Annotated in this window: 11 protein-coding genes; 2 read left to right on the top strand and 9 right to left on the bottom strand. The window is 46.5% G+C overall.

Going from position 1 to position 12,103, the window contains the following annotated elements:
• Nucleotides 1-136: 136 nt before the first annotated feature.
• On the bottom strand, nt 137-1,846 hold the full coding sequence (locus IV64_RS12530) for a collagen binding domain-containing protein (RefSeq protein ID WP_057707564.1): 1,710 nt from the start codon (nt 1,844-1,846) through the stop codon (nt 137-139).
• Nucleotides 1,847-2,035: 189 nt separating this feature from the next.
• Nucleotides 2,036-2,941 (bottom strand): DMT family transporter, encoded by a 906-nt coding sequence (locus IV64_RS12525; RefSeq protein WP_057707563.1) that lies wholly within the window; start codon nt 2,939-2,941, stop codon nt 2,036-2,038.
• Between the two features lie 127 nt (nt 2,942-3,068).
• On the opposite strand from IV64_RS12525, the gene IV64_RS12520 reads away from it, so the two are divergent.
• Nucleotides 3,069-3,773, top strand: coding sequence for an SGNH/GDSL hydrolase family protein (locus IV64_RS12520; RefSeq protein ID WP_057707562.1), 705 nt, complete (start codon nt 3,069-3,071; stop codon nt 3,771-3,773).
• 159 nt (nt 3,774-3,932) lie between these two features.
• On the opposite strand, the gene IV64_RS12515 is transcribed toward IV64_RS12520, so the two are convergent.
• The 4 genes from IV64_RS12515 to IV64_RS12500 form a co-directional block, all read right to left on the bottom strand.
• Entirely contained in the window at nt 3,933-4,235 is a 303-nt protein-coding gene (locus IV64_RS12515) for a winged helix-turn-helix transcriptional regulator (RefSeq protein WP_057707561.1), read from the bottom strand.
• An 80-nt stretch (nt 4,236-4,315) separates the two neighbouring features.
• Nucleotides 4,316-6,076 carry an ABC transporter ATP-binding protein gene (locus IV64_RS12510; protein WP_057707560.1) on the bottom strand — a complete coding sequence of 587 codons (1,761 nt, stop codon included), beginning with the start codon at nt 6,074-6,076 and terminating at the stop codon, nt 4,316-4,318.
• A 27-nt stretch (nt 6,077-6,103) separates the two neighbouring features.
• Nucleotides 6,104-6,637 (bottom strand): MarR family winged helix-turn-helix transcriptional regulator, encoded by a 534-nt coding sequence (locus IV64_RS12505; RefSeq protein ID WP_057707559.1) that lies wholly within the window; start codon nt 6,635-6,637, stop codon nt 6,104-6,106.
• 513 nt (nt 6,638-7,150) lie between these two features.
• Nucleotides 7,151-7,504, bottom strand: coding sequence for a VOC family protein (locus IV64_RS12500; RefSeq protein ID WP_057707558.1), 354 nt, complete (start codon nt 7,502-7,504; stop codon nt 7,151-7,153).
• A 198-nt stretch (nt 7,505-7,702) separates the two neighbouring features.
• On the opposite strand from IV64_RS12500, the gene IV64_RS12495 reads away from it, so the two are divergent.
• Nucleotides 7,703-9,010, top strand: a complete 1,308-nt coding sequence (locus tag IV64_RS12495) for a hypothetical protein (protein ID WP_057707557.1) — start codon at nt 7,703-7,705, stop codon at nt 9,008-9,010.
• Between the two features lie 85 nt (nt 9,011-9,095).
• Here the strand turns inward: IV64_RS12495 and IV64_RS12490 are convergent, their stop codons facing one another.
• The 3 genes from IV64_RS12490 to IV64_RS12480 are packed head-to-tail and all read right to left on the bottom strand — an operon-like array spanning nt 9,096 to nt 11,747.
• Nucleotides 9,096-9,863 carry an ABC transporter ATP-binding protein gene (locus tag IV64_RS12490; protein ID WP_057707556.1) on the bottom strand — a complete coding sequence of 256 codons (768 nt, stop codon included), beginning with the start codon at nt 9,861-9,863 and terminating at the stop codon, nt 9,096-9,098.
• Nucleotides 9,760-10,761 (bottom strand): ABC transporter permease, encoded by a 1,002-nt coding sequence (locus IV64_RS12485; RefSeq protein ID WP_057707555.1) that lies wholly within the window; start codon nt 10,759-10,761, stop codon nt 9,760-9,762. Before IV64_RS12485 ends, IV64_RS12490 begins: the two co-directional genes overlap by 104 nt.
• A 17-nt stretch (nt 10,762-10,778) precedes the next feature.
• Complete coding sequence (locus IV64_RS12480) at nt 10,779-11,747, bottom strand: ABC transporter substrate-binding protein (protein WP_057707554.1); 969 nt, start codon at nt 11,745-11,747, stop codon at nt 10,779-10,781.
• Nucleotides 11,748-12,103: the final 356 nt, after the last annotated feature.

Genomic DNA, 12,103 nt, shown 5'->3' with positions numbered 1-12,103 from the left:
TAATCATCAGATGAATTATTGTATTTCATCTGACAACCATAAAGGGATTATCGCAGCCTTACAATTATGCAGGCGTGACCAAAATTAATTATTTTAATTTATTGTAAATGACACTTTCAACTGCTACTTAGACCGGCTAAAACCAGTGCCGGATCAACGCACTACCACCAAGCGTCAAAACAGCCAATAAAATACCGACTGAGCGTAAGGCGTGGCTATCAACCGCGGATTCACTAGTTTGTGGTAATTTACCACGAGTTTGAATGGCTGGCGTTGCTGCATCAGCTTGGGTAACCGTCGTCTTTGCGCTCGACTTCTTAGTCGCTGGTGTTGATGAACTTTGAGCGGGTGCCTGACTAGCAACACTCTGTGAACTAGAACTAGTCGCTGCGCCCGTTCCGTTTTCAAACCCACCGTCAACATCGATCGTCCCCGTATCTTCATCGATATCTGGGTTCGGGTCGGTATTGTCTTCAGGATTATCAGGTTCCGTAACGATGGTATCAGTATCGGTTCCATCGTTAGAATTCGAGTTTTCATCTGGCGTACTCGTTACGTTAGATGAACTGGAGCTTGCCGAATTATCACTTGATGAATTGGAACTTAAATCACTTGAACTTGATGAGCTAACACTTGAATCACTTGAACTTGAAGCACTTGAACTTGATGAGCTAACACTTGAATCACTTGAACTTGAAGCACTTGAGCTTGATGAGCTAACACTTGAAGAACTGGAACTTGAAGCACTTGAGCTTGACGAACTAACACTCGACGAGCTAGAACTTGACGAACTGGAACTTGATGAGTTAACACTCGACGAGCTGGAACTTGAAACACTTGAACTTGACGAGCTAACACTCGATGAGCTAGAACTTGACGAACTAGTTCCGCCACCAGAGCCACTGTTTTCATTCTTATCGTAAACTTTCCCGTTAGCTTCTTCTTTACTCCGGTCACCGTTAGTGCCGCCGCCCCATTCCATAATGGCTTGGTTCTTGAAATGGTAGCCACTATTCATGAGTTCTGGTTCCGTCACCTTAGTATAGTAATCAATTACAATAAGGTTATTGACCTTATCATTAAAATCTAAGTTAAACCCATTATCGGTGTATTTTACATTATAAGCATCTTCACTAATCTTATCCGCCCGCTTATAAGTCGTTTGCGAAGACCATTTACCATTGTAGACTTCAACGCCTTCGATCATGGTTTGCTTATCACCAATGGTATCCGAAATGGATAAGCCTTCCATCTCTAATTCTTGGCGGTTTACTAGAATCGTCCACTTAATCCGGCCATTTTCGACGTCCATCGTACCCTTTTTGGATAGGTTAGCTTCATTGGAAACGATATTAATGACCGAGTTGCTCGAGCCACCGTTTTCCAAATTGAACACAACGTCTTTTTCACCAGTATCTTCATAACGATACTTAGTGGCCAGGTTCAGCCGGATTTCGGTATTGGTCTTGCCTTCAACGTTTTCGTTCATGGTCAGGACCACTTTGCCATCCGAGGTCACTTTCCCAGTCCCAATCACCTGACCGGTCTCCTCATCGGTAACGTCAAAGACGTCCCCCACCGTTTTGGCCCGCAGGTTTTCTGGCAAGTCAACCGTAATCGTATCACCAGCATGTAAGGCCTTGTCACCAAATGCAAGGTTGTATTCAATCTGCACCGTGTCGGCATGCTTATAGTCTGGACCGTTTAATACGGATGCCGAGGTTGTGTAATCCTTCGCATCGTAATTAGTGGCCGCTTGAGCTGGCATCGCTTGGCTTAAAACAAACAGTAAGACAAAGCTTACTAATCCTAGTAGCCAATAACAGCTACGTTTACCTAATTTCAAAGTTAACTCCTCCTTATGTTTATCTAAAGAAAAGTATACGCCTGCCAAAGTCATTTTCAATAGACTTTGTAAAGGATTGGGTTACTTAGTCAATTTATATTGAACAAGTTTCTACTTATAAATAAGCGTCTCAGTACTAATGAAAAACCGGGCATCGGCTTTTCAGTCGTGTCCGGTCAATTAATTGCGTTAGTCGTGCCCAAAACTGGCCGTTTTTGCAGCCATAAACTGTAATACCGTGACGCCAACAATGAGAACGGCACCCGTAATCCCAAATAAATTAAAGTTAACGCCTAAAAACAGGACGCTTAAGATGGTTGCGGATAACGGTTCAATCGTCCCTAGCACACTCGCCGTCGTCGGTAAAATAAATTCCAAGCTCTGCAGGAAAAATAAATAAGCTAGCATCGTTCCAAAAACAATTACAAAGCCAACTTCCAGCCAAGCCATTGCGGATAATTGGGGGACGTGGCGCCACGCCTGACTCCCGCCAAACACGAACATGCCCCCAATCAGCATCGACCAGCCAACGATGGCCGTTGCGCCGTAATCCTTAATAAGTTTCGTCGGCATGAGCGTGTAAATCGTCGCTCCAACGGCGGCCAACAGCCCCCAAATCACTGCCGTCAATGGCAACGCCAGTGAATGCAAATGCCCCTGTGTCACGATTAAGACGGTCCCAATCAGAGCCGACGCCACTGAGATCACGTTAATCTTACTAGGCACCCGCCAGGAACGGGCCGCCAAGAAGAGAATGATCAAGACGGGCGACAATGATTGTAAAATGGCCGCTGTCGCTGCGTTACCAGTGCTGATAGCCATGAAATACGTTAACTGCGTCCCCACCATTCCTAGCAAGCTGAACGCGACTAATTTTCCCGCCGCAGCTGGTCGTTTAAACACCGCCATCACGGGCACCCGTCGCAGGGCACCGTAGATGAGTAGCAGGAGCCCCGACACGACCATCCGCACAGAAACGAGCCACAGTGTTGAGATATTCGTCGTATCAAATAAGTGTTGCGCGACGGTCCCCGAACTTCCCCAGAAAAACGGCCCCGCACTCGCAAGCACAAAACCAAGCGTTTTCTTTTCCATTGCGTAACCCCCTCTAGATCTTATTAGACCTAGTCTAACAAGTATCTTTTCCATTTGAAAGGGGCCCGCGGTTAATTGACAGGGTCACGCGACTAGTCTAATCTTATAGCGTGCAAGGAGGAAACGCATGAAACATCAAAAATTAATTTATTGGTTGCTTGGGATCTTTGCGGTTGTCTTCATTGGCGGCGCATTAATCATCCCAAACCCAGCCATTAAAAAACAGGTTATCAGTATTGGTAATATTATTACGGGACATGCTACCAAGACCAGCGGTGCGACCCACAATGTGGCCCATACCGATCTTGGGGAAAAGTACCAACTTTCTAAAAATGAAATCAAAACGTTAGGTCAGCTGAAAGTCACGGGGATTGGCGACTCCATCATGGTGCGGACGACTCCTGATTTGAAGGAGATTTTCAAGAGTTTTAACGTCGACGCTAAGGTTGGCCGGCAAGTTTCCGCAGCGCCTTCAGTCATTAGTCAATTAAAAGCTAACGATGCGATTCAAAAAAACGTGTTAGTCAATTTGGGGACTAACGGTCCAACTGACGCCGCCGCAATTGACGGTATCATCAAGCAAATCGGCAGTGACCATCAAATCTACTGGGTCAACACCCGCGTTCCCGGTAAGAAATGGCAAGACAGCAATAATAAGCTGATCGCCGCTGCAGCTAAGAAATACAATAACGTCCACTTGATCGACTGGTTATATATGAGTCAAGATAACGATAACTGGTTCGTAGACGACAATTTACACCCAAACACCTTAGGCGAACGCGAATATACCGCGACAGTCGGCCAGACCATGGCCAAGACGGCAACACCGTAACGTCAAAAGTGGGCCAAAAGGCGATTAGTTTGTGAGCATTAACGTGAAAGCAGCGATTATTCCTGAGTTTGGAATAGTCGCTGCTTTCGGTTTAAGCGGAACAAACTGCCTTTTGGCCCACGTTCCTACTGTCTCAGACTCAATTTTTTTACAGCATCATTAGTGCATCGCAACGATCATTCGGTCGCCCCACGCCTCTAACGCTTGCAAACTTTTTTGTAATTCTAAACCGGTCGACGTTAATTGGTACTGGTAGTGGTCGCTTTCCGTAATCAAACCAAGCTGGCTCATCTTAGCGAGTACCGTTAACAATTTCAACGTGCTTAAGCCCCGCACACGCCGGCGCAAGACCATAAAGTCGGCTGGTTGCTGGCCCAAATTACTGAGCGTTAACGCGTACCACCGATCATTTAGTAACGCTAACCCAACCTTCGTTCCAATATTGACATCCCGCATGACCATTGTCCCTGACCTCTTCAAATTAGATTATCCACTTATTTTAAGGAAGTCAGCTGGCAAATGCGAGTAATTAGTTCGCCGGTCTATTCTTTGAACTGGATTTTGACGTAGTCTCTGTAAAGCGGCACGTCGGCCATCAATTCTTGGTGGGTTCCAGAACCGCTGACCCGACCACCTTCAATGAAGTAAATCTGGTCCGCATCGATAATCGTACTTAAGCGGTGCGCAATCACTAAAGTCGTCCGGCCCTTCATCAATTCACCCAAAGCCTTTTGAACCATCGCTTCGGATTCTGAATCCAAACTAGCCGTTGCTTCGTCGAGCATTAAAATCTTAGGATTGCGGAGAAATGCCCGGGCAATCGCTAAACGTTGCCGTTGTCCACCGCTGACCTTCACGCCCCGCTCACCAACTTGCGTATCCAAACCGTCCGGCATTGCCCGGACGAATTTATCAGCGGAAGCCAGCGACAAGACGTGCCATAACTGCTCATCACTGTAGCTTTGGTCAGAACCATACGTTAAGTTATCCCGAATGGTACCGGCCATAATTGCGGAATCTTGGCTAACGTAACCAATTTGGGACCGCCAAGCATTTAAGCTAATCTGGTTCACATCCTGGTCGCCAATTGTAATTTGCCCACCCTGAGGCTGATAGTAGCGTTCAAGCAAACCAAAGATTGTGGATTTCCCACCACCAGATGGTCCGGCAAAAGCGACGACCGTATTTGGTTTTGCTTCAAAACTCACATCGCTTAAGATCACTTTACCGTCATCATCGTAGGCAAAGTTCACGTGTTGCATCGCAAGCGTTTGGTCAGCTACGGACTGGTCCGTTCCGGTCGTTAAAGCTTCTTCAGGTTCATTCAACAAGTCACGAATGCGTTCAGTTGAGCCGTTTGCCTTGGATAACGTGGTAAAAAATCGACCCAATGTCCCTACAGGACCAATAATTTGGAACAGGTACATTAGAAATGAGACCAACGTTCCCATTAACATCGTGCCACTAGCGACCCGCGCCGCAGCGTACACCAGCACGCCCACAAACAAGGCCATCATGCTAGCTGTCATGACCGGACCCGCAACTGAATCATACATTGCTTCTTTTAAACCGATTTGATAAAGTTTCGTAATTTGTTGTGACCCGTTCGTCGTTTCGGAAGGTTCGGCATTGGACGATTTCACCAGCCGAATCTCACTCAGGGTTTCGTCGGCAGTACCGTTAAACCCAGCTAACGCATCTTGGCGTTGCCGACCAATCTTACTACTCTGACGCATGATTGGCATCATCACGAGTAAGATAAGTGGAATCGCTAAAACCATGATGGCCGTCATCTTCCAGTCCATCAAAACCATAATGACCAACGCACCGACAAGTTGCAGCAGTGACGTGACCATCTGTGGAAACGCATTAGCGAGTAAGTCCTTAATTTGCGTCGAATCGTTGACCAACCGCGACGTCATTTCACCGGTCTTAACATCGTCAAAGTAGCTGACGGGTAATCGTACGAGCCGGTGCCATAACGTTGTGCGTAAGTTTGCCACAACATTTTCACCAAAGATACCAAGTAGCGTTCCCGACACGGCACTGATTACCGCACTAATTAGGAACAAGCCAATCACGCCAACCAATAACTGCTGGTTAACACCGTGACTGAACCCGTTAATTAAGGTCTGCGCAAACTTCGGGACCATTAGTTGGGCACCGGTTGCCAACAAACCAAGTCCTAACCCAATCCAAAGTTGCCAATATTTCGGCGCGGTCTGCCGAATCAGGTGTAAGAACCCCTTCATATCAAACTTACCGCGGGTAGCGGTACTTGGTGCTGTCATTCTACGTTCCATTTCTCTCTGCCTCAAAATTTCTTAATATTAGAACCAGCCGCGACCGCGACCCCATCCTGGATGTTGTGACCAGTCGTGACCATGGCCAAAATGCATTAAATCCTGAACGTCTAAGTCAGCGGCGTTTACGCTGACCTTATCTAACAAACGCTGTAATTCTGCTTGTTCGTCATCACTCAAATTACCGAATAACTGGTCCGCCAAATCGGCAACGCCTTGGTCACGATGACTGGCCATCTTTTGCCCTTTTTCGCTTAGACGGACAATGACCACCCGTTTATCCCGACTACTAGGCTCACGAACGATCAATCCCGCGTCCTCTAACCGACTGAGCGTCGCACTAACCGAACTCGGCCGGATATCTAAGATCTCTGCAATTTCCGCATTCGTTAATCCTGCGGGTGAGTCGACTAATAGTTGTAACAAACGAACTTGTCCACGACCGTTACGTTCTGAGCCCCGACCATCAAAGTGGTGTTGATGGGCCACCGCCATTAGAAAGGCGCGATTTTGCATTAATTTACCAAAACTATTAAATAAATCTCGATTGTTTGTCGTCATAAAAATGACCTCCTGTACTTGAATGATAATTATGTTAGCACGATAGTTAGACTAATACAACAAAAACTAACTAGTTTTCTAATCGATTGGTTAATAAAAGCGGACAACCCCTGATTTAACAGGATTGATCCGCTCAATTTTTATTTAGTTTTTATACTGCGTGCCATCAGTGAAAACCGGACTAGGGCCAAAACCAAAAAGCCCGTGAAGACTCTCACGGACCAAAAGGTTAGGAGGTGGCAACTAAAAATCAGACGGCACGGTATAACCGGTTGTTGCTGATTCGGGTTGCTTTTTGTCGCGATATTCACAAGGCTATGCTGAGGAACTAACCAGCCACAAACAGTTAGCATCCTCATAAAAAAGCTTTTATAGTCAACAAGCAAATGTTACAACCGGCAATCCATTTTTAACAGCTACCACACTATGGCTATATTATAACTGATATTGTGCTATTTTTCACATTATTATTAAAATAAAAATGCAATCTTTACAGACTGCATTTCGATTATCTTATGACTTGGCAACTACGAAGTAATTCCCTTCCGGATCCGCAAAGTTAAACGTTAACTGACCGTGATTATCGACCACCGGCCCAGCACCTGGAATCTGGTGATGCAACGTGTTGAATTGGTCACTGAAGAACATTAGTGACGGAAAGTTAGTGGCAACTTCTGGTGAGTATTGCGCGATAAACGCCTTTGAGAAAAACGCGAGTTCAACTTCCGGGGTAATCTTCAACACCACGTTATTTGATCCATCTGGCAACGGGTTAATCTCCGCCACCCGTGCCCCTAGGTGATCCTGCCAAAACTGAACAACCTTTTCCACGTCCGTTACATAAACCATGCAGCGTACTTTATCCATCAAGCGATCCTCCAAGCTAAGTTTTACATTTATTTTACCCGTTACAACCTACCGTTGTCGCCCGAAACGACACCCGTCCCTACTTTTTATTTAAACAGCCTTTTTCACCAGCCATCATAATTTTATTTATGATGCGATAGTTGTTTCCTTTATTTTGGCGTATATTGGGGGCAGTAACCAAAAAAGGAGCTATTTAGAATGCGTTTATCTAAATTAATCACCACGACTAGCATTATTTTATTAGGGGTCGCCGGGACCGCCTTGCCGGCACAAGCCGCGACCACCTACCACCGCACTAAAACGGTCAATGTTAGTCACAAGCCTTACTACGCCACGAGCAAGAAGGGGCATACGTACCGCTTTGTCGGATCTATTAAACATTTCAACTTCAAAGCTAACCACGCGTTAAAAAACTACACGCACACTACTTGGACCCGCACGGCTAAAACGGCCGTGACAAAACATGGTCAAAAAGTGACCTACTACCACGTCACCAATGCCCAAAATAAGGCCACTGGCTGGGTCGCTGCCAGTTATCTCAAGGCCGGTAAAAACTACCAAGCAACAACGACCAAGTCAGTTAAAACCGCCCCCTATTACCGAGCTAGATCCGTTAAATTCACTAAGTTAAGCGGATCTAATCAAGCTATCAAGCGACGTACCGGTAGCGCCCTAAAAGCCCACCTGACTTACAACCGAACCAAGCAACGGAGTCTCTACATTCACGGCAAAAAAGTGCACTACGACTACGTCACTAGTGCCAACAAAAAGGCTAAGGGCTGGGTCAAAACCAGCGCACTAAAAGCCGGCAAGCATTACCAAATGTCGACACCTAAAAAGATGGCGGCCCAAACCTTTATTCGGGCTAAAGCTGGCAAGATTTACGCGTTAACGGGTTCTAATAAAGTCCTTAAAATGAACCACGCCAAGGCATTATCTGCAAGTGACACCTATACGGCAACCCAGTCCCGTCACGTTTACTTGAAGGGCAAAAGGTATACTTATTACCACGTCACCAATCCAGCTGGCACCGTTAACGGCTGGGTGAATCGCGCTTACCTCAAAGCTGGTCAGCATCAGACCTCAACAACGCCGTCCGTTTTTGATGGCCGCCACGAAGACGTTTTATACATCGGTGATAACACCACCATTTATAAAGACGCTAACTTAACGCAGGCTAGCACCACGCTCAAAACTGAAAGTTCAATAACGGCTTACCCAGACGGCATTCGTGAACTTTCCGATCACGTCTACGCCATCCCCGTTAAGGTCGCCGGCCAAGACGGTTACATGAAGGGGCAATTCCAAGAACTCCCAGATAACCGCCTGCTCCCCGCTGGTTTCTACTACAGTCTGTCTGACACCAGTTTCTATGGCGACGTCAAACCTACCGATAGCGTCGTAAAAATCAGCGCCTCATTCCTAACGGGCACCACTTGGCAATATTACTACGCCGGTGGCCATACGATTTACCGTTATGATGGCCAAAATTGGACAACTAAATAAGTCTCCAAAATGGTAGCAACTAAAAGCGGTAGCAAGATTGTGACGACAACCTTGCTACCGCTTTTGCGTCCGATAATTTTCCCATTTAGTCGCTAAATAACCCCATTAAGTCACTGGCTTGTAACCGTGCCTTGGCTTCCCCGCGAACATCCAGTTTGATTTGGCCGTCTTGGACCATCACCAACCGGTTACCATAAGTCAACGCGTCACTTAGCTTATGGGTAATCATCATCGTGGTCAAATGTTGCTTTGTCACGATGGCTTCCGTCAGTGCCATGACTTCCTTGCTCGTCTGCGGGTCTAAGGCGGCAGTGTGCTCATCCAGCAATAACAATTGTGGCTGACTCAAAGTCGCCATCAGTAACGACAACGCTTGCCGTTGCCCCCCTGATAAGTATTTCACCTGCGTCGTCAAACGGTGTTCTAGGCCCATATTTAGGCTGGCCAATAATGTGGCGTACCGCTTTGCCTGGTCTGCACGGCGGTAACGTCTTAAACTCAAACTACCCGTATGTTTTTCAGCTAACGTTAAATTTTGAGCGACACTCAATTCACCGGCCGTTCCCATTTTAGGATCTTGAAAGACCCGTGACACCCACCGTGAACGGTAGGCTACCGACCGTTTTGTGACGCGGTGTCCGGCAACCATTAACTCACCGGCATCTGGCGTCAAAGTTCCAGCAATCGTGTTTAAAAGCGTTGATTTTCCCGCACCATTATTGCCGATGACGGATACGAAGTCCCCGGGTTCAATCGTCAAGTTCACGTTCTTCAAAACGTGCCGTTCGTTGCTGGTTCCCGGGAAGAAGACTTTCTGTAGTTGTTGTACGTTCAGGATGGCGGTTTGTGACATTTTGCTCGACTCCAATCTGTTTGAGGTAACGGTTTAATTGACGTTTGGTTTGGTATTTAGTCTGTAACATCGGTAAGCAAATCACAATGACGAGGATGACGGCTGACAAGATTTTAAGATCGTTAACCGGAAAGCCCATCCCCATGGCAAGGGTCAGCAAGTAGCGATAAATGATCGCTCCGACGACCATGCCCGTCAACCGAATCCATATCTTACGTCCATGGAGGAAAATCTCCCCAACTAACACGGAAGCGAGTCCAATGACGATGGTCCCAATCCCCATGCCGATGTCCGCGTAACCATTACTCTGCGCAATGAGGCCGCCGGATAACGCAATCAAGCCGTTTGATAGCATGTAGCCAATGATGACCATTCGATCCGTGTAAATTCCGTTGGCTGCACTCATTGCGGCGTTGTTCCCCGTTGCCATTAGTGACAACCCTAAGCGTGTTTGGAACAACCAAACGAGGGATAAAACAACCAGCGTGGTGATGATGCCCCCAATTAGGATGGTCTGGACATCCAGTGACCAACCGGCAGGCAGGTAATTCGTCAGTACTTTTTGATCTAGTAATGGCACGTTTGCCCGGCCCATAATGTGCATGTTGATAGAATATAACCCGGTCATGGTCAAGATTCCCGCCAGCAGTGACGGCATCTTCAACTTGGTATCCAACATCCCGGTGACCCAACCCGCGGCACAACCGCCAAGGAACCCCAACAGACTAGCCGTTAAAGCGGACTGGCCGTTGAGCATGGTACTAATCGTAATGGCCGCGCCGAGTGGAAAACTGCCTTCAGTGGTTAAATCCGGAATATCTAAAATTCGAAAGGTCAAGAACACCCCGATAACGAGCGGGGCCCAAAGTAACCCCTGTCCAATACTTGTGATTAACATGTTCGTTGCACCCCTTTCTAAGGTTGTTTGATTTGGTCAGCCGTTAGTCCAATTGATTTGGCATTGGCCTTATTAACGTATAGGTGTACTTTATCCGCAGTCTGGACCGCCATAGTTGCTGGTTTCTTTTTCTTAATCAAGACGTCGTAAGCCATCTTCCCAGTCTGTTCACCTAACTCGTAGAAGTTTAAACCGTAAGTGGCAGTTCCACCGTCTTGTGCCATTTCGATTGATCCGGTCACAACGGGCAGTTTAGCAGCCTTAGTCTTTTGACCGATCGTCTTCATCGCGCTGGCCATTAAATTATCCGTTGGTAAGTACAGTCCGGAGATTTTGCCTTCTAGGCCGGCCAATACGCTGGCAATATCGTTAGTACTAGTCGCGCTGACCACCTTGAGTTTAATCTGATACCGTTGCGCGTATTGCTTAGCGATTTTAACTTGTAAGACGGAATTTTCTTCCGAAGAATTATACATAATCCCAATCGGCTTGTTACCCTTAGCCATGCTCTTGAGTAATTTTAACTGCTTTCCCACCGGCATTAAGTCGCTGGTCCCACTGACGTTGGTTCGTGGTTGTTGATTACTTTTCACTAACCCAGCGGCTTTCAAATCCGTCACCGCCGTGACCAGCGTCGGTGTCGTCGTGGTCTTCTTCGCCAAAGCCTGGGCAGCCGGAGTTGCGATTCCGACCAATAAGTCATTTTTTTGTTGAACCAACTGTTGGCTCATCGTGTTCAGATTGGCTTGGTCGCCCTGAGCATTTAAATCGTGATACTTGACCTTAATTTGACTACCATGCGCCTTCAATTCTTGATCTAGCCCCGCTTTAAATCCTTTACGGGCTTGATCCAGCGAACCGTGTTGAACGACCTGCAAGATACCAACCGAAACGGTCTTGTCATTATTACCACTACCATTTCCGCTACAAGCGGTCAAAATCAACGCCATCCCAATCATTAAGCTTCCTAACATCGTCTTTTTCATCATCAATCTCTCCTCAAAGTTGGTTATCAATAACTTCATTCAACGTCTTGATTGAAGCTTTCAGAAAACAAAAAACACCAGTTAGATTCAGGATAGAATCTAACTGGTGTTTTATCGGGCCCGATATTTTTCCAGATAGATTGTACCCGTACCTATCTGGTGTTTAAGTCATGTGAAATAACTTTAGCTCCCGATAGATACAAACGCGTCGTGCGTGCGCTTGTATCCATCGTATGAATACAAACGCTATCTAAAGAAAAAGCTAAAGGCAAATTGGTTATTTAAATGAAGTTTACTAATTAAAGACATCGGCGGTCTTCCTCTCATTTCAATTTACAATTAATAGTTAATCATTA

The sequence above is a fragment of the Lactiplantibacillus xiangfangensis genome, from assembly GCF_001438845.1.
GTDB classification, from domain to species: Bacteria; Bacillota; Bacilli; order Lactobacillales; family Lactobacillaceae; genus Lactiplantibacillus; species Lactiplantibacillus xiangfangensis.
Note: the sequence above shows the minus strand (reverse complement) of the source record. Positions and strands in the feature narration are given on the sequence as shown.

Bases quoted from the DNA above. Each gene is read 5' to 3' on its own strand.
- IV64_RS12525 (WP_057707563.1), bottom strand. From the start codon at position 2,941: ATGGAAAAGAAAACGCTTGGTTTTGTGCTTGCGAGTGCGGGGCCGTTT.
- IV64_RS12520 (WP_057707562.1), top strand. From the start codon at position 3,069: ATGAAACATCAAAAATTAATTTATTGGTTGCTTGGGATCTTTGCGGTT.
- IV64_RS12515 (WP_057707561.1), bottom strand. From the start codon at position 4,235: ATGGTCATGCGGGATGTCAATATTGGAACGAAGGTTGGGTTAGCGTTA.
- IV64_RS12510 (WP_057707560.1), bottom strand. From the start codon at position 6,076: ATGGAACGTAGAATGACAGCACCAAGTACCGCTACCCGCGGTAAGTTT.
- IV64_RS12505 (WP_057707559.1), bottom strand. From the start codon at position 6,637: ATGACGACAAACAATCGAGATTTATTTAATAGTTTTGGTAAATTAATG.
- IV64_RS12500 (WP_057707558.1), bottom strand. From the start codon at position 7,504: ATGGATAAAGTACGCTGCATGGTTTATGTAACGGACGTGGAAAAGGTT.
- IV64_RS12495 (WP_057707557.1), top strand. From the start codon at position 7,703: ATGCGTTTATCTAAATTAATCACCACGACTAGCATTATTTTATTAGGG.
- IV64_RS12490 (WP_057707556.1), bottom strand. From the start codon at position 9,863: ATGTCACAAACCGCCATCCTGAACGTACAACAACTACAGAAAGTCTTC.
- IV64_RS12485 (WP_057707555.1), bottom strand. From the start codon at position 10,761: ATGTTAATCACAAGTATTGGACAGGGGTTACTTTGGGCCCCGCTCGTT.
- IV64_RS12480 (WP_057707554.1), bottom strand. From the start codon at position 11,747: ATGAAAAAGACGATGTTAGGAAGCTTAATGATTGGGATGGCGTTGATT.